The organism is Streptomyces sp. NPDC058373 (assembly GCF_042723275.1).
Lineage (GTDB): Bacteria > Actinomycetota > Actinomycetes > Streptomycetales > Streptomycetaceae > Streptomyces.
Genome location: NZ_JBHXJE010000013.1, coordinates 1 through 21,530, shown reverse-complemented (window position 1 = coordinate 21,530; position 21,530 = coordinate 1). Strand labels below are relative to the sequence as shown.

11 protein-coding genes and 5 pseudogenes are annotated in these 21,530 nt (G+C 71.5%); 7 read left to right on the top strand and 9 right to left on the bottom strand.

Annotation, left to right across the window (positions count from 1 at the left end; all coding sequences use genetic code 11):
- Nucleotides 1-530: 530 nt before the first annotated feature.
- A pseudogene (locus ACFWMZ_RS10955) lies at nt 531-1,263 on the bottom strand (leucine zipper domain-containing protein); the annotation flags it as partial.
- 855 nt (nt 1,264-2,118) lie between these two features.
- The gene (secA, locus tag ACFWMZ_RS10950) at nt 2,119-4,935 is read right to left on the bottom strand and encodes a preprotein translocase subunit SecA (RefSeq protein ID WP_383173608.1); all 2,817 of its coding nucleotides are present in this window, start codon (nt 4,933-4,935) and stop codon (nt 2,119-2,121) included.
- A 188-nt stretch (nt 4,936-5,123) separates the two neighbouring features.
- Here secA and ACFWMZ_RS10945 point away from each other — a divergent pair, with 188 nt between their 5' ends.
- Both ACFWMZ_RS10945 and ACFWMZ_RS10940 read left to right on the top strand, forming a co-directional pair.
- Nucleotides 5,124-5,750 carry a GNAT family N-acetyltransferase gene (locus tag ACFWMZ_RS10945; protein WP_383200836.1) on the top strand — a complete coding sequence of 209 codons (627 nt, stop codon included), beginning with the start codon at nt 5,124-5,126 and terminating at the stop codon, nt 5,748-5,750.
- A 305-nt stretch (nt 5,751-6,055) separates the two neighbouring features.
- Nucleotides 6,056-7,297 carry a winged helix-turn-helix domain-containing protein gene (locus ACFWMZ_RS10940; RefSeq protein ID WP_383173614.1) on the top strand — a complete coding sequence of 414 codons (1,242 nt, stop codon included), beginning with the start codon at nt 6,056-6,058 and terminating at the stop codon, nt 7,295-7,297.
- Between the two features lie 78 nt (nt 7,298-7,375).
- On the opposite strand, the gene ACFWMZ_RS10935 is transcribed toward ACFWMZ_RS10940, so the two are convergent.
- From ACFWMZ_RS10935 to mtnA, 7 genes are all read right to left on the bottom strand, one after another.
- Entirely contained in the window at nt 7,376-8,182 is an 807-nt protein-coding gene (locus ACFWMZ_RS10935) for a response regulator (protein WP_383173617.1), read from the bottom strand.
- Nucleotides 8,183-8,374: 192 nt separating this feature from the next.
- On the bottom strand, nt 8,375-9,067 hold the full coding sequence (gene hpf / locus ACFWMZ_RS10930; protein ID WP_383173620.1) for a ribosome hibernation-promoting factor, HPF/YfiA family: 693 nt from the start codon (nt 9,065-9,067) through the stop codon (nt 8,375-8,377).
- Nucleotides 9,068-9,377: 310 nt separating this feature from the next.
- Complete coding sequence (locus tag ACFWMZ_RS10925; RefSeq protein ID WP_383200833.1) at nt 9,378-10,178, bottom strand: ComF family protein; 801 nt, start codon at nt 10,176-10,178, stop codon at nt 9,378-9,380.
- 213 nt (nt 10,179-10,391) lie between these two features.
- Entirely contained in the window at nt 10,392-12,146 is a 1,755-nt protein-coding gene (locus tag ACFWMZ_RS10920; protein ID WP_383173626.1) for an LpqB family beta-propeller domain-containing protein, read from the bottom strand.
- A 133-nt stretch (nt 12,147-12,279) separates the two neighbouring features.
- Complete coding sequence (gene mtrB / locus ACFWMZ_RS10915) at nt 12,280-14,445, bottom strand: MtrAB system histidine kinase MtrB (protein WP_383200831.1); 2,166 nt, start codon at nt 14,443-14,445, stop codon at nt 12,280-12,282.
- 1 nt (nt 14,446) lies between these two features.
- Nucleotides 14,447-15,124: a two-component system response regulator MtrA gene (gene mtrA / locus ACFWMZ_RS10910; RefSeq protein ID WP_003950455.1), complete on the bottom strand. Its 678-nt coding sequence runs from the start codon at nt 15,122-15,124 to the stop codon at nt 14,447-14,449.
- Between the two features lie 15 nt (nt 15,125-15,139).
- Nucleotides 15,140-16,285, bottom strand: a complete 1,146-nt coding sequence (mtnA, locus tag ACFWMZ_RS10905; protein WP_383200827.1) for an S-methyl-5-thioribose-1-phosphate isomerase — start codon at nt 16,283-16,285, stop codon at nt 15,140-15,142.
- A 137-nt stretch (nt 16,286-16,422) separates the two neighbouring features.
- Between mtnA and ACFWMZ_RS10900 the strand changes: the two genes are divergently transcribed.
- The 5 genes and pseudogenes from ACFWMZ_RS10900 to ACFWMZ_RS10880 all read left to right on the top strand — a co-directional run bounded on the left by ACFWMZ_RS10900 (nt 16,423) and on the right by ACFWMZ_RS10880 (nt 21,389).
- Nucleotides 16,423-17,703 carry a hypothetical protein gene (locus ACFWMZ_RS10900; protein WP_383200824.1) on the top strand — a complete coding sequence of 427 codons (1,281 nt, stop codon included), beginning with the start codon at nt 16,423-16,425 and terminating at the stop codon, nt 17,701-17,703.
- Nucleotides 17,704-17,707: 4 nt separating this feature from the next.
- Nucleotides 17,708-18,432 (top strand): annotated as a pseudogene (locus ACFWMZ_RS10895) (DUF4129 domain-containing protein).
- Nucleotides 18,429-19,633 (top strand): annotated as a pseudogene (locus tag ACFWMZ_RS10890) (DUF4350 domain-containing protein). The pseudogenes ACFWMZ_RS10895 and ACFWMZ_RS10890 overlap by 4 nt, the downstream one beginning before the upstream one ends.
- Nucleotides 19,630-20,355 (top strand): annotated as a pseudogene (locus tag ACFWMZ_RS10885) (AAA family ATPase); the annotation flags it as partial. The pseudogenes ACFWMZ_RS10890 and ACFWMZ_RS10885, both read left to right, overlap by 4 nt.
- Nucleotides 20,356-20,376: 21 nt before the next feature.
- A pseudogene (locus tag ACFWMZ_RS10880) lies at nt 20,377-21,389 on the top strand (DUF58 domain-containing protein).
- Nucleotides 21,390-21,530 lie beyond the last annotated feature (141 nt).

The window sequence follows — 21,530 nt, the reverse complement described above, 5'->3', positions numbered from 1 at the left end:
GCGGGAGCCCCCGCCAGGGCGTTCGCCCGCGGCAACGAGGCCGTACCCGGCTTCTCCTCGACGGGTGGGCCCAGAGGGCCACAAGGCGGCCTCCCGGACCCGTCGTGTCGACCTGGGCCCGGCGACAGGAACAGTGCCCCGGGACGACCGACGCCGAGACCGTCTCGAGGCTGCTGGGATGCGAAGGCCGACGGCCGAGTGAAGGAGGGCGGAGCAGGCTCAGCCGAGCCCGGCGAGCAGCACGAGGCCGACACCGAGGCGGCCGTTGCCGGTCTGCGACCGAGCGACCCCAGCAACGGCCGCCGGGGCGGGCGGAGTGTGCCCGAGGCAGGGGAGAGCCTGAGGCGCTCGGAGCTCCGCCACCTCCGCCGCCAGTTCGCGATCAGCGGCACAGGAGTCCCACCGAGCCGCCCCTGGACTCGGCACCTCCCCGACCACCATCTCCCTCATCCCGCCTCCAGGAGAAGCCCGTCCCCTACGCCTCCGCCACCCCCACCGCTGGCCTGCGGCCGGTAGGCGCGCGTCAACTAGCCGGCCGGCCCGAGGTCGGCCAGGACCTGCTGCCCGGCGAATCTCTTGCCGTAGGGCAAGGCGTTGTCGCTCAGGGCGCATTCGAGGCGGTCGATGCCGCGAAGAAGGGCGGCGGCCCGGCGCATGAGGGCCGTGCACTGGTGGCCTTCCCGCCGTGGGCTCCGCTGTAGGCCAGGCCGCTGTGGTCGTCCACAGTCGAAGGGAGGCAGTCGAAGCCCATTGCCGCGTCGAGTCCGGCCATCCCCTCGGCCCAGGAGCTTGTGGCCGCCGCCATCGGGAATGCGGCCAAGCCTCTTGGTATCCACGCGGACCAGCTCGCCGGGACGGTCGCGTACGTAGCGGCGGATGACTTCGCCGACGGGCCGGTCCAAGTACGCCAGACAGTTCAAACCATGCCGAACCAGAACGCGATGCACGGTCGAGGCGGGCAGGTGCGGAATGGGGCCGCAAGGCGGGCCGCGAGGCGGGCCGAGCTGAGCTTGCGGGCGCGGCAGCAGACGGCCCACACGGCCCCCGATCGCCCCCCGTGCGACGCGGTGTCGTGCGCGGGCGAGAGGGCCGGTCGCACTGTCCCAACTCGCCCTCGTCCCGCCAGAGACGCCTCCACTTGTCAGCGGTGACGCGGGAGACGCCCACCTCAACGGTGACGTGGGCGACAGGTGGTCCGGAGCCGACCCGTGCGACCAGCAACCGCCCGCCATGAACGGTCAACCGGGCATCACGGTGAAACAAAGACCCCCCGGCGTTCGCACCTCGCCATGCAGCGCTCGACGGCCTTCCGCTGCTTGCCAGGCCATCTCAGGAGGGTCCGCCGGCGGACCTGGTATCCAGCTCCGTGACTGGTGCTCCCTGAGGCGGGCCCCGGCCACCTACTCACGAGCAGCGCACGGTGACGCCCCGTCGGCGACGCGCCAGCGGTCCCGAACGGCCCACAGGAGATCACTCAAGGGCACACCCCGGCCCAGCCCATCGACCATCCGTTCGGAAGGCCACTGCTCAACAGCCCGCGCGCTGCTGCCGCTCCCGAAGCCACCGCAGATGCCTGACGTACTGCCCGGCCCACGACTCCGAGCACGATCGATCGACAGAGACCACTTGGGGGTCCGCCGCCCGCTCGCACCTCTCGGCTTCGAAGAACCCTGAGTTCGACCTCGACCAGCCGTGCCAACGCGTCCCGATCCTGCTCAGCCGCCGGACGCATGCGAACCGCGCTGCTCCACACCTGACCGCTCGCTGCGGCTTCGTCCATGTCGCCAGCCTGTGAGCATGCAGGGGGCATTGGAGTCCGTTCGAACCAAGATCCACAAGGCGCGCGCGCCCGGAAGCGCACCGCATCACCCCGCATCACCCCGCCCCACAGCGCTCACCCCAGCACACCGGGTCGGACCCCACCGGCACACCACTTCACCGAGCCGGTCAAGCACAGCCCGATCAACTCACCGCCTGGTCGGCCACCAGTCACGGTTCGCCGACTCACCGGCCTGCTCCGCGCCGGCGCGGTCGGCCGGCCCACCAGGTCGGCCAACCCGACCCCACCCGGGATGGCCGACCTCACGACCGGCCAGCCACCCCAGGCGACTCCTCGCCCTACTTCTTGCGGCGACGTCCGCCCTTCTGGGCCTTGCGCCGCTCCGCACGGGTGAGGCCGTCGGAGTTGGCGGTGCGGCCCGAGGCGCCCTCGCTGGCGAAGTCACCTTCGACGACCCCGCCCTCACCGTCGACGGTCGGCGCGGAGAAGTGCAGCCGGTCGGGACGCTGCGGAGCGTCGAGCCCCTTCGCCCTGATCTCAGGCCTGCCACCGGCCGGAACGGCGTCCCGCTTGGTGAGGTCGGCGCCCTGCTCGGACTCGGCCACCGGAACTTCCTCGACCTGCTGCTCGACCTGGACCTCCAGGTTGAACAGGTAGCCGACCGACTCCTCCTTGATGCCTTCCATCATGGCCGTGAACATGTCGAAGCCCTCGCGCTGGTACTCGACCAGCGGGTCCTTCTGCGCCATCGCCCGCAGGCCGATGCCCTCCTGGAGATAGTCCATCTCGTAGAGGTGCTCACGCCACTTGCGGTCCAGGACGGAGAGGACCACACGGCGCTCCAGCTCCCGCATGATCTCCGAACCGAGCTGCTCCTCACGCGCCGCGTACTGCGCGTGGATGTCGTCCTTGATGGAGTCGGCGATGAACTCGGCCGTCAGCCCGGCACGGTCCCCGGCCTCGTCCTCCAGCTCCTCGACGGTCACCTTCACCGGGTAGAGCTGCTTGAAGGCGCCCCACAGCCGCTCGAGGTCCCACTCCTCCGCGAAGCCTTCGGCGGTCTCCGCCTGGATGTAGGCGTCGATGGTGTCGTCCATGAAGTGCTGGATCTGCTCCTCGAGGTTCTCGCCCTCAAGGACACGACGGCGCTCGCCGTAGATGACCTCTCGCTGCCGGTTCAGCACCTCGTCGTACTTCAGGACGTTCTTACGCGTCTCGAAGTTCTGCTGCTCCACCTGGGACTGGGCGGAGGCGATGGCGCGGGTCACCATCTTGTTCTCGATCGGCACGTCGTCCGGGACGTTGGCCATCGCCATGACCCGCTCGACCATGGCGGCCTTGAAGAGCCGCATCAGGTCGTCACCGAGCGACAGGTAGAACCGGGACTCACCCGGGTCGCCCTGACGTCCGGAACGGCCGCGCAGCTGGTTGTCGATACGCCGCGACTCGTGCCGCTCGGTGCCCAGCACGTAGAGGCCGCCGGCCTCCTTGACCGCCTCGAACTCGGTCTTCACCGAGGCCTCGGCACGCTCCAGCGCCTCGGGCAGCGCCGCCGCCCACTCCTCGACGTGCTCGACCGGGTCGAGCCCGCGCTGGCGCAGCTCGGCCTCGGCGAGGTCGTCCGGGTTACCGCCGAGCTTGATGTCCGTACCACGGCCGGCCATGTTGGTGGCCACCGTGACCGCGCCGCGGCGGCCGGCCTGGGCCACGATCGACGCCTCACGCTCGTGGTGCTTGGCGTTGAGCACCTCGTGCTGGATCCCGCGCTTGGAGAGCTGCTGCGAGAGGTACTCGGACTTTTCGACCGAGGTGGTGCCGACCAGGATCGGCTGCCCCTTCTCGTGCTTCTCCGCGATGTCGTCCACGACCGCGTCGAACTTGGCGACCTCGGTCCGGTAGATGAGGTCGGACTGGTCCATGCGGACCATCGGGCGGTTGGTCGGGATCGGGACGACGCCCAGCTTGTAGATCTGGTGGAACTCGGCCGCCTCGGTCATGGCCGTACCGGTCATGCCCGAGAGCTTGTCGTAGAGGCGGAAGAAGTTCTGGAGGGTGATCGTGGCGAGCGTCTGGTTCTCGTCCTTGATGTCCACCCCTTCCTTCGCCTCGATCGCCTGGTGCATGCCCTCGTTGTAGCGGCGGCCGGCGAGGATACGGCCGGTGTGCTCGTCGACGATCATGACTTCGCCGTCGATGACGACGTAGTCCTTGTCCTTCTTGAAGAGTTCCTTCGCCTTGATGGCGTTGTTGAGGTAACCGACGAGCGGGGTGTTCACCGACTCGTAGAGGTTGTCGATGCCGAGCCAGTCCTCCACCTTGGCGACACCCGACTCGTGGATGGCGACGGTGCGCTTCTTCTCGTCGACCTCGTAGTCGCCGGTCTCCTCGATGCCCTTGAGCTGGTTTCCCGCCTCGCCCTTGGTCAGGCGGGTGACGAGCTTCGCGAAGTCGCCGTACCACTTGGTCGCCTGGTCGGCGGGGCCGGAGATGATCAGCGGCGTACGGGCCTCGTCCACGAGGATCGAGTCGACCTCGTCGACGATCGCGAAGTTGTGGCCCCGCTGCACCAGCTCGTCCTTCGACCACGCCATGTTGTCGCGCAGGTAGTCGAAGCCGAACTCGTTGTTGGTGCCGTAGGTGATGTCGCAGGCGTACTGCTCGCGGCGCTGCGCCGGGGTCATGTTGGCCACGATGCAGCCGACGTCCAGCCCCAGGAACTTGTGGACGCGGCCCATCAGCTCGGAGTCGCGTTCGGCGAGGTAGTCGTTCACCGTGATCAGGTGGACGCCCTCGCCGGAGAGCGCGTTGAGGTAGGCCGGCAGCGTGCCGACGAGGGTCTTGCCCTCACCGGTCTTCATCTCAGCGACATAACCGAGGTGCAGCGCGGCGCCACCCATGAGCTGGACGTCGTAGTGACGCTGGCCGAGGACCCGCTTGGCCGCCTCCCGGACGGTCGCGAACGCCTCCGGCAGGAGGTCGTCGAGGCTCTCGCCGTCGGCGAACCGCTCCTTGTACTCATCGGTGAGGGCGCGCAGCTCGGCGTCGGAGAGGCTGACGAAGTCCTCTTCGATGGAGTTGACCTGGTCCGCGATGCGGTGCAGCTTGCGCAGGATCTTGCCTTCGCCTGCACGCATGAGCTTTGAGAGGACGGACACGGGGGTTGGTCTCCTTGCCGGTCGGGCCTGGCACGGTCGGAATTCTCTTGGGCAACGGCCATCGTATGCGAGGACCCCACCGCGCCGGGAGGTCTGTCATCACGACAACGGACGGGCCGCCGCGAAGGTGCCGCGGGGAGCTCTCGCGGTTCTGGAGACAGAACACTCGGCACCGGGACAATCACCCTATGGAGCCGATCACTCTCACCACCCCGCGCCTCACCCTGCGGGCGCTGACCGCGGCGGACGTCGACGCCGTGCACCAGGCGTGCCAGGACCGCGACATCCAGCGGTGGACCACCGTGCCGTCGCCGTACCGCCGCGCGGACGCCGAGTATTTCGTGAATCGGGCGTGCGGCGAGGGGTGGCGACAAGGGTCCGAATTCACCTTCGGCGCCATGGAGACGGGGGGTCAGGGCACCCTGGCGGCGGTGATCGGCCTGACCATGCGCGCGACCCGGACCGGGGAGATCGGCTTCTGGACGGCCAAGGAGTACCGCGGCCGGGGCCTGATGACGGAAGCGGTGCAGGCCGTCACCCGCTGGGCCTTCGCACAGGTGCCGGTGGACCGGATCACCTGGCGGGCGGAGGTGGGCAACTCCGCGTCCCGGGCCACGGCCCTGCGCGCGGGGTTCGCACTCGAAGGCGTCGAGCGGGCCGGAGTCCTCAACAACGGCGTCCGCAGGGATTGCTGGGTCGCGGCCCTGCTCCCCTCCGACCTCGGCCTCCCGTCCACCGACCCCTACGTACCGGCGCGGACGACCACCCCCGTACCCCCACCCGCGTCCGCACCCGCGCCCGCCGAGCACGGGTAGGGCCCCCGTCCACGCCAGGGCGACCCGCGGGGCCTCCCGGACGACGACGCGCCGCACACTCGCCCACACAGCGCTCACAGCCCACACAGCGCTCCCCAGCATCACGATCAGCCACGTCGTCACCCTGCTGCCCCCTTCCCCTGCTCCCGCGCCCAGCCTTTGCGGTGACCAGCCACCACAGACACCGAAGTTCGCCGACAACACCTTTCGTCACTCTCTGTGACGACCATGCCCGGCTCCTGACGCCCTAACCCTGCGCAAGAGAACCAATTCGCCCTGTCGGTGCCACGCCCTACAGTGCGGGCATGACGAGTCTGCCGAGCGCCGCCGAGCCCCTGGCCGCCCCCCGCCCCGTCGCCAGCCTCTCCGCTGACGAAGCCCGCCGTATCGCGCTGCGCGCGCAGGGCTTTCTCGGCGCCCCGGACCGTCGTGCGGGCGTGCGGGGCGTGCTCCGCGGCGCCGGCGCCGTGCAGCTGGACACCATCTCGGTCCTGGCCCGCTCCCACGAGCTGGTGCCCTACGCCCGCCTGGGCGCCGTCGGCCGCCCGGCCGTCGAAGCCGCCTACTGGGGTGCCGACGCGGACGGCGCGCCGCACGCGTTCGAGTACTGGTCGCACGCGGCGTGCATCCTGCCCATCGAGGAGTGGCCCCACTTCGCCTTCCGGCGGCGCGCCTATCGCGCCCGCCCGCACTGGCATCACGACCTGTCGCAGGCGGCCTACGACAAGGTGATCGCGCAGTTGGCCGCGGAAGGCCCGCTGACCGCCTCGGAGCTGGGCGGCGCCAAGAACGGCGGGGAGTGGTGGGACTGGTCGGAGACGAAGATCGCCGTCGAGCGGGCCCTGATGTACGGAGAGGTCGTCTGCACCAGCCGACGCGGCTGGAAGCGGGTCTACGACCTCGCGGAGCGCGCCATCCCCGCTGCGCTCCTCCACGACGACCTGGACGACCAGGCGTGCCTGCGCGAGCTGGTCGTCCAGGCGGGCCGGGCGCTGGGCGTGGGCACCCGCTCCGACCTCGCCGACTACCACCGGATCAAGGGCGAGCACTTCGACGCGGTGATCGCGGACACCGGCCTGGTCCCGGTCGAGGTCGAGGGCTGGTCCAGGCCCGCCTGGGCCGACCCCGAGGCGTTGAGCAGGCCGCCGCGCGGCCGGCACCGGACCACGCTGCTCTCCCCCTTCGACTCATTGATCTGGGAGCGCGCCCGCACGGAGCGGATCTTCCTCTTCACACACCGGCTGGAGGCGTACACGCCTAAGGCCAAGCGGCTCTACGGCTACTTCGCCATGCCCGTCCTCGCAGGCGGCAAGTTGGTGGGCCGCGTCGACCCGGCACGCTCCGGCGACACCCTGGTGGCCCGGCACGTGGCCCTAGGCGGGGACCTGCCGGGCAGCCCCCGACCCGCCAAGGCCGTCGCGGCGACGGCGGCGGCGCTCGCCGAAGCAGCCCGTTGGGTGGGTTGCGGCGAGGTACGGGTGGAGCGGATGACCCAGCCGGAGCTGCGCACCGCGCTCACCGCGGAACTGGCCGCCGCTCTGGACTGAGGGCGAAGCGGAGAGGGCGGCACCGGACCGCGGTGCGGCCCCCGCGCCGAGGAGCTGGACGCCGTACGTCCAAGGCTTTCAGCGAATCTCCAGGATCTTCTCCCGCATCGCGTAGACCACGGCTTCCATGCGTGAGTGGAGCTGGAGTTTCTCCAGGATGTTGCGGACGTGGTTCTTCACCGTGTTCTCGCTGATGAACAATTCCTTGGCGATATCGCGGTTGTTCATGCCGGTGGCGACGAGTTTCAGCACCTCCAGCTCACGCTCGGTGAGCCGGGGTGCGGGAACGAGACGACGCTCGTCCGTCCGCTGGATCATCGATTTGAACTCGGTGAGCAGTTTTGAGGCCATGGACGGGCTGATCTGCGACTGGCCGTCGGCGACCGCCCGGATGGCCGTCGCCACTTCGTCGGTGGAGATCTCCTTCAGCAGATATCCCGTGGCGCCCGCCTTGATGGCCTCGTAGAGGTCGGCCTCTTCGTCGCTGATCGTCAGCATGATGATTTTGGCGCTGGGTGCCACTTCCTTGATCGCCGTGCACGCCTCGATACCGCCGCGCTTCGGCATCCGCACGTCCATCAGCACGATGTCCGGCAGGAGATCGGCGGCCTTCTCCACCGCTTCGGCGCCGTCGCCGGCCTCGCCGATCACCTCGATGTCCTCTTCCGCCTCCAGGACGATCTCCAGCCCGCGCCGGAACAGCGCGTGGTCGTCGACGACGAGGACCCGGATGGGCTCCACCGGGTCGTCCTCGAACTCTTCCTCCAAGTCGGGCCCCCGGGAAGCGGCAAACCCTGGCAGCCCGCTGACCGGCCCTCGCCCCGCACCGGTCCCGGAGCCCGCTGCGGCCCCGCCGTTGTGCAACGGTCCGAAAGTCTGCGGCATCGTTCCTCCCCCTGAAGGCCATGGCCCGTCTCACCGCGCCTCCCCAACCTGGGTCGGCCGAACGCCGGTTGACCGGCTCGGTCATGATTTCATGCCAGGGCGGCGACGCGCGGCAGAGCTGCGGAGACAGGGGCGCCCCCGGGGGGCGCGCCAACGCTCCCGGGGGCACTCACGCGGACCTGTCGCGACGGCTCAGCCGCCCAGTGCGCCTCCGGCGCCTCCGACGGGCGCCTCGGCCACCATCGGGTCGGTCTGGAGGTGGATCACGCCGTAGTCGTACGCGTGACGCCGGTAGACCACCGCGGGCTCCTTGGTCTCCGCGTCGACGAACAGGTAGAAGTCGTGCCCGACCAGCTCCATCTCGTAGAGCGCCTGGTCGAGCGACATGGGAGCAGCCGCGTGGGTCTTCTCGCGGACGATCAGCGGCCCGTCGCCCTGGACCTCCAGAGAACCCACCCTGGTGGTCTTGACGGCCTCTTCGTCCTGCTCCGTGACGAGGGTGCCGTCGCTGGCGAGCCTGGCCGCGTCCGGAATCTGGTCCACGACCTCGGCGGCGGAGAGACGTCCCGCGCCCCGTCGCGAGTAGCGCTTGTCGTGCTCCTTGCGCATCCGCGCGTCGAGCTTGGCGGTCGCCAGGTCGAGGGCCGCGTAGGGATCGGCCGCCGACGCCTCGGCTCGGATCACGGGTCCACGGGAACGGACCGTGATCTCCACGCGGTCCTTCCGGTCAGCCTGCCTCGGGTTCGGTTCCTTGGACACCTCGACGTCCAGGCTCATCACCTTGCCGTCGAGCTTCTGGAGCTTCTCCAGCTTCAACTTGTCGGCCACGTGCTTGCGGAACCGCTCGGGCACCTCGGTCTTGCGTCCCTTGACGACGATGTCCACGCAGAACTCCGTTCCCGGATCGCTCCGCTTCAAAGCGGAGCATCTTCCTCTTGCACCGGCTCCGGATCATTCCGGAGCCTTGGACTCGGTGACTTACACCTCCTCCTCCCCGCGGGACCGGGATCTCCACCTCACCGATACGAGTGAACGATCACGTCACCGCACCGGCAATTCGGTTATCGGAGGAGCCCTGTCGAAGCATTCCTCCCCACCGAACATATCCCGCTCGGAGGGATGCGTCACCCTCTACCGCCGCGTACCTCCATTCGGGTGGTTCAACCCCCTCACCTGCTGCAACGATGCGAGCTCCTCAGCAGTTCCGGTTTATTTCGAAGGACGACGGTGAAGAGGCGACGACCGCTGCGCGCGGAAGCCTTGCTCCACGACTTCCCCGGAAGCCCGTGGGGTACCCGTCCGATCGGCCCTCGTCGAGTCCCGGGCCATGGCTCCAATTGTCCTCCTCCCAGCTCTTGCGCACCGCCCGAGCGGCCTCGGCCAGCGTCGCGCCGGTCGTCATCAGGTCGTCGACCAGGACCACCCGCCCTTGCGCCAGCACGGCACCACCGCCCGCGACGACCCGCAGGGCACCGGCGACATTGGCGGCGCGGCCCTCGGCGTCCAGTCCGCTCTGGTCGGAGACGCGCCGCCGCTGCCTGAGGAGAGGAGCGGCCCTGGCCGGCACCCCTGCCCGGCGCAGTTCCGCGGCAGCGTACGAAGCCATACGGCGCACCGGATCGTGCCCGCGCGACCGGACGGCCCCCGGCGCTGAGGGGACCGGCACGAGCAGGAGATGGCCCAGGCCTGGCCCACCGCCGGTCGCCGTGCTCGCCCGTACGACCGCGGCGAGCACGCTCCCCAGGACGCGCGCCAGCCAGAGCGCCCCACGCTCCTTGTGCTCCAGCAGCAGAGCGCGCGCGGCGCCCTGATAGGGAACGGCGGCCCGTACGACCGGAAGCCCCGCCGGCGCCGGGGACGGGCGCACCCGGCGGGCCGCGCCACCGCCGATCTCCGCGAGACAGCGTCGGCAGAGCCGGATGCCGCCTTCCCCGCACCCGGCGCAGTCGAGCGGCATCACCAGGTCGCTGAAGGCCTGCCACCACCATGAGTTCATGCCGCGCACTCTGCCGCCGGGGGTGCCCGCCCGCCGGGGCCTGGGGATGGCCTACCGCTTGTGGACAACTCGCTCACCGCATCGGGTGAAACCGCCCCGAGACCGACTTTCGCGGCATCGGCCGGACGGCGCGCGGGCATGGAGCGTCACATGACGCATTCCGAACACACGCTCGGCCGCCATCGAGCCGAAGACCCGCGGACCATGTCCGCCTCACCCCGGGTAGACCGGGGCCGCCCCCTCCTTGACCACGGTCTGCCAGTTCCCGCCCGGGGGAAGCCGCACGATCCCGTCGTCCGACCGCGCGACCAGCGGCAGCCGGTCGTCCTCGGAGGCGGTGATCTCCTTGACGCCGGTGAGAGCGGGCAGCGAGCCGCCCGAAGGCGTGGACCCGTCGCTCTGCACGTACCGCAGTTGCTGGACACCGCCGGACTCCCGTCCGACGACGACCAGGCGGCTGCCGCCGGCCCAGGACATGGCGCTGATCTCCTCCATGTGCGGCGCGGCCGTACGCAGCTCGGTCACCGCCACCGGGGAGGAGTCGCCGTCGGCCGTCCGCTCCACCCTGCCGATCCGCAGCGACGTGCGCCCCTCCTCCGCGACGATCAGCGCGACGCGGACACCGTCGGCGGAGATCCGGACGGCCCGCACCGTACCCTCCCCGAGCCCCGCCACCTTCACTTCCTGCGGTTCGTCCGCGCCCTGCTCGAGCCTGAGCAGCCGGGACCGCTCACCGTCGCGGTCCGCTATCCACAGGTCCCCCCTGCCGTCCCAGCTCGGGGCGGAGAGCCTTTCCTTCTCCGCCTTGGCCCGGCTGCGCACCTCGGTCTTCTTCAGTCCGTCCCCCGAGGTGAGGGAGCCGACGAAGAGCGAGCGCCCGTCGAGCGAGACCCCGGCGGCCCGCTCCTCGTCCCGCGAGACCGCGGCCGACCTCAGGCCCTGCTCCCCGACGCCGAAGGCACCGGGCACGGGTTCCGCGCTCGAGCCGCTCTCCCCGTCGGCGCCCCCGGTCATCCGGACCAGCCGGTGACCGTCGTCCACGAAGTACTGGTAGTCGGGGTGGCCGGCCGTGACCGCGGGGACGACGCTGTCCGCCCGGTCGTCGTCCAGGACGCAGAGCTGGGATCCGTTCGACCGCAGCAGTTCCACCTCGTCCACACCGGAGGAGGTGAGGTCACGCAGGGTGAAGAGCAACTGGGTCGCCATCTTCACGCACTGCGCCTGGCCGACCTGGTCGGCCTCCTTGTTGAGGGGCACCTTCAGCCGGTTCTGGTCGTCCGGGACCAGGGCCTTGGCCGACGGATGGAGGCGGGTGCCGTCGGGGAAGACCGAGTCCACGACCGGGTCGAGCCAGTCGCTCGGCCCGGAGAGCACCGACCGCACGGCCTCCGTGACGGGGTCTATGCGCTGGCGGACGTAGACCGGGTCGGCGACGAGCCCGACGGGCCTGCCGGGCTGCTGGGACTCCTCGGTCGCCCAGAAGTACTTGTTGACCGGCCGGTAGATGCGCAGGAAGTCGGACTCGCCGACGACCACGCCCGTGGGCGGGGCGTCGATCCGCCACTGCTTGCCGTCCGGCCCCTTCACCTCCACGAGGTGTACGGGTTCGCTGTAGGCGCCCTCGGAGGGCTGGTAGGCCCGCTGCTGGTCCACCCTGGCGGCCATCCGGCCCGTCAGCGTGTACTGGAACCCGCCGTCCCGGTCGGACCGGGCCCGCTCCGCTCCGCGGTTGGGTCCGTCGCGCAGCACCGTGGTGCTCCGCTCCGGCTCCCAGCTCTCCGCGGCCTCCTCCGTCAGATACTCCCTGGCTATCGAGAACTCGGGATCATCACTGGTCAGAGCCTCGAGAAAGCCGTCGAGTATCTCTTCGGGCCGGGCGCCGTCCCGGGGCGGGACACCGAAGACCCGGACCTGCGCGTCGGTCCGCTGCGTGGCGTCGACGGCGGCGACGTCGCCGCTGTCGGGCATCGAGGCGCATCCGGTCAGCAGGACGGCCGCGAGGGCCGTGGCACAGACCGAGATCCCGGAACGCCGGGGCGCCCCCACGCCCGGGCCCCGCGGCGCTGTACGAGAGCGCCGCGCGCTGCTCCGCCGACCGCTGTCAGTCCCCACGGTGGGCCTCCCCGCCCTCACGGCCCGCACGCGCGACGCCGTCTCCTTGATCGCCCGGGCGCTCGTCCAGGGTGGCCCTCGGACCGTCCGGGCTCATCTCCCCGGCGCAGTGCTCCCTGGCCGACTCCTGAACACCGGACCGTGCCACCACGCGGGAGCCACTGCCCGGCAGCGCGGCCGGGTCCACCACCGGACGGGGCGCCGCCCGCGACGGCAGACGGCAGCGGTCGGCGCCGTCCTCACCGCCTGCGGGCCGTGCGGGGGACGAGAGCCGTGCCTGACCCACGCCCGGCGCGTGCAGCACCGTCGTCGCCACACGCGTACGCGGCGCGGCGGACACCGCACGGGAAGGCGGCTCCTCCTCGCGTTCAGCGCCCTGGTTCCGCCGCGAGTCCGCGGGTTCCAGAGGGATCGGTGATCCGCGCAACGCCTCGTCGGCGGTGCGCGGCACCGTCAGCCGGAACTGCGAGCCTCCGCCGGGCTCCCCCCACGCCTGGAGCCAGCCCCCGTGGAGCCGTGCGTCCTCCAGCGCGATCGAGAGGCCCAGCCCGGTGCCGCCGGTGGTCCTGGCACGTGCGGGGTCGGCTCGCCAGAAGCGGCTGAACACCCTGGTCGCCTCCCCCGGCTTGAGCCCCACTCCGTAGTCCCGGACCGCGACGGCCACGGCCCCGCCCGCCGAGGCCAGCCGTACGACGACGTCCCGGCCCTCGCCGTGCTCCACCGCGTTCACCACGAGGTTCCGCAGCACGCGCTCCACGCGCCGCGGATCCACCTCGGCGACGACGGGCTGCTCGTCACCCAGGATCCGTACCCGCGTGCCCTTGCGTTCCGCCAGCGGCTCGGCGCCTCCGACGACGCGGCGCACCACGTCCCGGAGGTCGGTGGGCTCGGCCTCCAGGGCCGCCGCACCGGCGTCGAAGCGGCTGATCTCCAGAAGGTCGGCGAGGAGCGACTCGAAGCGGTCGAGCTGGTCGGCGAGGAGTTCGGCGGACCGGGCGGTGACCGGGTCGAAGTCCTCCCGCGCCTCGTGGATGACGTCCGCGGCCATCCGCACGGTCGTCAGCGGCGTCCGCAGTTCGTGCGACACGTCGGAGACGAAGCGGCGCTGCATCCGGGACAGGTCCTCGAGCTGCTGGATCTTGAGCTGGAGGTTCTGCGCCATCTTGTTGAAGGCTTCGCCGAGGCGGGCGATGTCGTCCTCCCCGGTGACCTTCATACGCTCCTGCAGACGTCCCGCCGACAGCCGCTCGGCGATGCCCGCCGCCATCCGCACCGGCGTGACGACCTGCCGGACCACCACCCAGGCGATGGCGCCGAGCAGCACCACGACGAACATGCCGGCGGTGGCGAGCGTGGTCTTGACGAGGGTCAGGGACTTCTCCTCCTGCGTCAGCGGGAAGAGGTAGTAGAGCTGGTAGGCGTCCCCGTTGGGGTCGTTCAGGCGCTTGCCGATGACCAGGCCGGGCTGGGAAGCCTGGCTGGCATAGGTGATCCGGGTGTAGCTCTGGTACAGGCCTCCGGGAGATCTGGCGGTCTCGTCGACGGCGCGGCGCAGGTCCACCGGCACGCTCTGCACGGGCACCACGCCGCCGGAGGCGCGCGGCCCCCGGATGCTCCCCGTGTCGTCGAGCGCGTCGGCGCTGAGCGCGACGACGTCGAACGCGGACTGGCCGCCGCTGGACAACTGCTCGACCAGGTCGGACATCCAGACCGTGGCGTTCTGAGTGCGCCCGTTGGCGAGGCCGCCGTCCTGGGCGGTCCGCGCACTGGTGGTGTCCGCCTTGTCCTGCGCGACCTGGAAGCCGCCACGGGCCTGGCTCTGCGCGGCCCGCTGCTTGGCGTCGAGCAGGCCGTTACGCACCTGCCCGATCACGACGAAGCCGAGCAGCAGCACGACGCCGAGTGACATCAGCAGCGTGGTCACGACGACCTTCAGCTGGATGCTGCGACGCCACAGGCGCACCGCCGGGAGCAGCGGGCGCCGTACCCAGCGGGCGAAGAGCCGCAGGAAGGGGCTGCTCGGAACCCCGCCCTGCAGGACGCGTCGGCTCTCCCTCAGCCAGCCGAGGCCCGGGCCCCTGCGCGTCCGTCCGACAGGCCGCCCGGCGCCGTTGCCCTGTTCCTGCGACGGCGGGGCGGCACTGTCCCTGCTCATCTCAGCTCGGTCCGGCCTTGTAGCCGACACCGCGTACGGTGACCACGATCTCGGGGCGTTCCGGGTCGCGCTCCACCTTGGAGCGCAGGCGCTGGACGTGCACGTTGACCAGGCGGGTGTCGGCGGCGTGCCGGTAGCCCCACACCTGCTCCAGCAGTACCTCCCGGGTGAAGACCTGCCATGGCTTACGGGCCAGCGCCACCAGCAGGTCGAACTCGAGCGGCGTCAGCGCGATCGACTGGCCGTCCCGCTTCACGGAGTGTCCGGCGACGTCGATGACGAGGTCGCCGATGGTGAGCTGCTCGGGCGCCGGCTCCTCCGACCTGCGCAGGCGCGCCCTGATGCGGGCCACCAGCTCCTTGGGCTTGAACGGCTTCACGATGTAGTCGTCGGCGCCGGACTCCAGTCCGACCACCACGTCCACCGTGTCGCTCTTGGCTGTGAGCATGACGATCGGCACACCAGACTCCGCCCTGATCAGGCGGCACACTTCGATTCCGTCGCGGCCAGGCAGCATCTGGTCGAGAAGCACCAGGTCCGGCTTGGTCTCGCGGAAGGCAGCGAGGGCCTTGTCGCCGTCAGCGACGAACGAGGGTTCGAAGCCTTCACCGCGCAGCACAATCCCGAGCATTTCCGCCAATGCGGTGTCGTCGTCGACGACGAGAACGCGTCCCTTCATTACGACATCATCCCATTAGCTCATCGATACCTGGCGTGACCTGGCGCACAACTGCTCCAACGCCCCTTCGGTCACGGGCGAGACAACGCCCCATTCGGTCACCACGGCGGTCACCAGCTCCGGAGGTGTCACATCGAACGCCGGGTTGTACGCCTGCGTCCCCAGGGGCGCGATCGGCACACCACCGCTCGCTTCCCCGCCGACACCACGCCCTGACGGCAGGACCGCCTCCGTCACCTCGTGACCGCTCCGCTGCTCGACCTCGATGGCCGCCCCGTCCGGGGTGTCCATGTCGATCGTCGTCACCGGCGCGACCACGATGAACGGCACGTGGTGGTAGCGCGCCAGCACGGCGAGCGGATAGCTCCCCACCTTATTCGCCACCGACCCGTCCGCCGCTATCCGATCGGCCCCGATCAGCACGGCATCCACCTCGCCCGCCGCGAAGAGTGACCCTGCCGCACTGTCCGTGAGCAGCGTGTACGCCATACCGTGCCGGGCCGCCTCGTAGGCGGTGAGCCGCGCACCCTGGAGCAGCGGCCTCGTCTCGCCGACCCAGAGCCGACGGAGCTTCCCCTCGCGGTGCGCGGCCAGGGCCACGGCGAAGGCGGTCCCCTCACCGCCGGAGACCAGCGCCCCGGTGTTGCAGTGGGTGAGGACACGGTGCTGCCCGCCGGGGGCAAGCTCGTCGAGGAGGGCCAGCCCCTGCCGGGCCATGCGGCTGCTGCCCTCGGCGTCCTCCCGGTGCAGGGCACGGGCGGCGGCCAGCGCGGCCGCGGCGGCCGCCCGCTCGTCCCCGCCGACGGCGAGCGCCGCGGCGTGGGCCTCCTGCGCCCTGCGGACACCGCGGGCGAGGTTGACGGCGGTGGGCCGCGCCCCGGCCAGCATCCGTGCCGCGTCGGCGACGTCGAAACCGCGGGCGGCGGCGAGCGCGACTCCGTAGGCCCCGGCGATGCCGAGCAGCGGCGCGCCGCGGACGGCCAGGGTCCTGATCGCCTCGACCAGGGCCGGGGCGTCCGTGCACGGCAGCTCGCTCTCCTCACCGGGCAGCCGTGTCTGGTCGAGCAGCACCAGCACCGGCCCTTCGGGCGGCTCCTCCCAGCGGAGGGCGGGAATCGAGTCCGGTATGTCCGCGGCACCTCGCGTGTACTGATCAGCCATTCGCTCAGTCTGCCCTGTGGGCACCGGACAAAAGAAGGCGTGGACGGCGACGGGGGCCGGTCCGTACGGCACCCGCCCGTGGGACCATGGCTGCCAACCGGCCGCCGCGACCGCGCGGGCACCGTGAAGGAGCGACGATGAACGACACTCCGGGCTGGGCAGCGCCCGGATCCGAGCCCTCGGACGACCGTGACCGCCACCGCGACGTCCCGCCCCCCGAGGGAGCGAAAGGCAGCGACCAGGACGGCACCCCGTCCAAGTGGTCCAAGGAGCAGCCGCCCCCTGGTCAGTGGTCGGCTCCCGGGACGGCAGGCCCCGCTTCCTCCGGCTCCGGCGACGGCTGGGACGGACGCCGTACCCGCGCGGAGAGCGGTCAGGCCCCACAGCCCGGCGGTGGCTGGGGCGGCGATGGGAACACCCCTCCGGTCGCGGCCAAGCCCGGGGTGATTCCGCTGCGGCCGCTCGGGGTGGGCGAGATCCTCGACGGAGCCGTGTCCACGCTGCGTGCGCACTGGCGCACCGTGCTCGGGATATCGCTGATGATCGCCGTGGCGACGCAGGTGGTGCTGATCCTGTTGCAGCGCTTCCTGCTGCGCGACTCCGTGGACGTCGCGGCGCTCGAAGATCCGTCCGCGACGACCGACGAGCTGCTCTCCGCCATGGGCGGCGCGCTGGCGGACTCCGGCCTCGTCCTGCTCGTCTCGCTGCTCGGCACCATCGTGGCGACCGCCCTGCTCACCATGGTGACGAGCCGGGCGGTACTCGGGAAGCCCGTGTCGCTCTCGGACGCCTGGCGCGACGCCCGCCCGCAGTTGCCCCGGCTCGCGGGCCTGACGCTGCTGCTGCCGGTGATCGCCATCGCCGTCGTGGCCGCCGCGATGCTTCCCGGCGTACTCCTCAGCCTGGCGACCGGGTCGGACGGCGCGGCCGCGCTGCTGGCCTTCGGCGCCCTCGCGGGTGCGGTCGTGGCCGTCTGGCTCACGATCCGGTTCTCCCTCGCCTCGGCCGCGCTCATGCTGGAGAAGCAGGGCGTGGTCAAGGCCATGACGCGGTCGGCGAAGCTGGTCCGCGGCTCGTGGTGGCGTGTCTTCGGCATCCAGCTGCTCGCGCAGCTCCTCGTGGGGATCGTGTCGTCGATCATCCTCCTGCCGTTCTCGCGAGTGGCCGCCGTCATCACCGGTGAGAGCGCGGCGAGCGCGCTGGACGAGATGGTCGTCACCAACTTCGGCTGGACCTACCTGATCATCACCGGCATCGGCTCGGTGATCGGCGCCATGCTGACCCTGCCGATCGTGGCGGGGGTGACCGTGCTGCTCTACATCGACCAGCGCATCCGCCGCGAAGCCCTCGACCTGGAGCTCGCCCGGGCCGCCGGCGCCCCGGCGCACGGCACCCCGCCGCCCTCGCCCGGAGGCTGATGCGGTGACCTGGCCCAGGGACGCCTGGGCGGCTCTGGCCGCCGGGCCGCACGCGGACGGCGCCCCACCGCCGCACTGGGACGGCGATCCGGCCCGGGAGGCCGCCCGCCGGGAACTCTCCGAACCTCGGTACCGCGAACACGACCCGGACCTGCTCCAGAGGGCGTGGAGCACCTTCTGGGGCTGGGTCCAGGATCTCTTGGACGCAGCGGCCGCTGGGTCCAGGATCTCTTGGACGCAGCGGCCGGCGCGGCTCCCGGCGGCGAGGTGGGGGCGGCCGTGGTCGTCCTGGCCCTGCTGGGCCTGCCCCTCGCCCTCCGCCTGTGACTGGGCCGCACCGAGCACGGCTCGAACCCGTCCGCCGCGCTCTTCGAGACGGGCCCCCGCACAGCCGCCGAACACCGCGCCCAGGCGGCGTCCCATGCCGCGGCCAACGACTGGAACAGCGCGGCGCAGGAGACGATGCGCGCCCTCGTCCGTTCCCTGGAGGAGCACGGACTCCTCAGCCCGCACCCAGGGCGCACGGCCGACGAGGCGGCCGCCTCGGCAGGCCACGTCCTGCCCGGCCACCGGGATGCCCTGAAAGACGCCGCGAGAGCATTCGACGAGATCGCGTACGGCGGCCGCACCGCCGACGAGGAGACGTACCGCCGTCTCGCCGCTCTGGACACGGCCCTCCGCGCGACGAAGCCGACGGGCGCGGTACAGGCCCCGGCGGGTGGCCCATGACCACTCACTCCCCCGCCTTGGTGACGCCCTCCCTGCTGTGGGCGCGCTCGCGCGGCGTCCTGATGGCCGCGCTCCTCGTCCTCGTCGCCGACATCGCCTTGGCCGCCCTCCAGCAAGGCGGGGAGGACGAGAACCTGGACCCGGCCTCGTACGATCCGCAGGGCAGCCGAGCCGTGGCCATGCTCCTCGCCCGTGACGGCGTCCGCGTCCGGCCGGTGGACTCGCTCACCGCCCTCCGCGAGCAAGCCGCCTCCGACACGACGCTGTTGGTCACCGTCCCCGACCGGCTCACCGCCGAGCAGCAGTCCGCCCTCCGCCCCACGGCCGCCTCGACAGGCGCCCGCCTCGTCCTGCTCGCCCCCGGTGAGTCCTCCCTCCCGCGGCGTGCACCCGGCACCGAGGTCCGGCCCCCCGCCGACCGGTCGACGCTTGCCCCGGCCTGCTCGCTCCCCGCCTCGCGACGCGCGGGCAGCGCCGACATGGGAGGGCTGCGGTACTTGACCAGGACGCCCGAGGCCGAGCGCTGCTACCTCTCGGACGGTCTCCCGTCGCTGGTCCGCTCCCGGCCGAGCCCACAGACCTGGGCAACGCCCCTGGCTCGGACGCGCCAGAGACCGTCCTCCTGGGCTCGCCGGACATCCTCCACAACGACCGGCTCGACGACCACGGCAACGCCTCCCTCGCACTCCAGCTCCTCGGCTCCCGCTCCCACGTGCTCTGGTACCTCTCTTCCTCTCCGGACGCTTCCGCCGAGCCCGACGAGCCCCGCAGCTTCCTCGACCTGATCCCCGCCGGCTGGCGCTGGGCCGCCCTGCAACTCGGCATCGCCGCGGCCCTGGCGGCGATCTGGCGCGCCCGCCGCCTGGGCCCCGTGGCCAGCGAGGATCTGCCGGTCGTCGTCCGGGCCTCGGAGACGACGGAGGGCGGGGCCCGCCTGTACCACCGCGCCGACGCCCGCGAGCAGGCTCCCGCACTGCTGCGCCGGGCCGCCCGCGCCCCGCTCGCCGAACTCACCGGCGTTCCCCCGGCGGACGCCGACTCCCCCGAGCCCCTCCTGCCCGCGCTGACCGCCCGCTCGGACGGCCGACGCTCCGACCGGGACTCCGCCCTGCTCTTCGGCCCGGCACCGGCCGACGACGCCGGCCTGGTCCAGCTCGCCGACCAACTCGACGCCCTCGAAAGAGAGGTACGCACCTCATGAGCGCACCGATGTCCGACGCCGAAGCCGCCGCCGACGGTGCCCGCACCGCCCATGAAGCGGTACGCGCCGAGATCGGGAAGGCCGTGGTCGGCCAGGACCCGGTCGTCACCGGGCTCGTCATCGCCCTTCTCCGCCGTGGCCACGTCCTGTCGGAAGGCGTCCCCGGCGTCGCCAAGACACTGCTGGTCCGCGCCCTGGCAGCGGCTCTCGAACTGGGGACCAAGCGTGTGCAGTTCACGCCCGACCTGATGCCCAGCGGCATCACCGGCTCCCTCGTCTTCGACGCCCGCACGTCGGAGTTCTCCTTTCAGCCCGGCCCTGTCTTCACCCACCTCCTGCTCGCTGACGAGATCAACCGCACCCCTCCCAAGACGCAGGCGTCCCTGCTGGAGGCGATGGAGGAGGGGCAGGTCACCGTCGACGGCACGGCACACCGCCTCCCCGAACCGTTCCTGGTCGCGGCGACGCAGAACCCGGTGGAGTACGAGGGCGCGTACCCCCTGCCCGAGGCCCAACTGGACCGGTTCCTCCTCAAGCTGAACGTCTCGCTCCCACCCAGGGACGACGAGATCGCGCTGCTCACCCGGCACGCGCAGGGCTTCGACCCGCGTGACCTGTCCGCCGCCGGGTTGCACCCGGTCGCCGGCCCCGCCCAACTGGACGCTGCTCGCTCGGCAGTCGCCCGCACATTCGTCTCGCCCGAGATTGCCGCGTACATCGTTCCGCGGTGAAGGAGAGGGATCATGGCGCTCACCGGCCGCACCGCATGGCTCGCCGCTCTCGGCACCCTCCCTGTCGCTCTGCTCGAACCAAGCTGGCTGGGGATCACCGCCGTCAACTCCCCCCTCGCTGTCGCAATGATGTGCGACTTCGCATGGGCCGCGCCAGCGCGAAAGCTCCGTTTCACCCGATCTGGTGACACAAGCGTTCGACAGGGCGAGAGGGCGGAGACCCGCCTCCACGCCACCAACGACTCATCCCGGCGCCTGCGCGCTGTGGTCCGCGACGCCTGGCCGCCCAGCAACGCCGTACCGGGAAGCACCGGTCCGGCCCGGCATCGCATGGACGTGCCCGCCAGCGGCTCCCGCGAACTCCGCACCCCGCTCCGCCCCACCCGCAGGGGCGAGGCCGTCGCGCACGGCGTCACCGTCCGCTCGTACGGTCCGCTGGGGCTCGTGGCCCGCCAGACGACCCGCCCCGTCCCGGGCCGCGTCCGCGTACTACCGCCCTTCCACAGCCGACGCCTGCTCCCCGCCAAGACCTCGCGCCTCCGCGAGCTGGACGGGCGCACCAGCGCCCTCGGCCGGGGCGAGGGGACCGAGATTCACAGCCTGCGCGGATACGTGCCCGGCGACGACGCCCGTTCCATCGACTGGCGCGCGACGGCCAGGCAGTCCTCCGTGGCGGTACGGACCTGGCGGGCCGAACGCGACCGGCGCGTGCTGATCGTCCTGGACACCGGCCGCACCTCGGCAGGCCGCGTGGGGAACGCCCCTCGGCTGGAGGCGGCGATGGACGCCGCTCTGCTCCTCGTCGCTTCCGTAGCCGATCCGAGGCTCGCGGAGATGACGCAGGCCCGCGGCACCGCGGAGAAGGTCTACCAGGCAGCCGCGCCCACAAAGCCCAGGCGGAACGCGCCCGCACCGCAGGCCTGCTCCGGCGGCGAGGGGTCACAGTGGTGGACGCCCCGCCGACCGAACTGCCCTCGGCGCTCGCCGACGCCTATCTCGCCGCCAAGGCGACGGGAAAGCTCTGAGTCCTTGGCGCCGAAAGGTCCTGAACGCAGAAATGCCTCGGGCCCTGGAAACCCTTTGACAGGTTTCCAGGGCCCGAGGCCACAAATAGTTCGGCGGCGTCCTACTCTCCCACAGGGTCCCCCATGCAGTACCATCGGCGC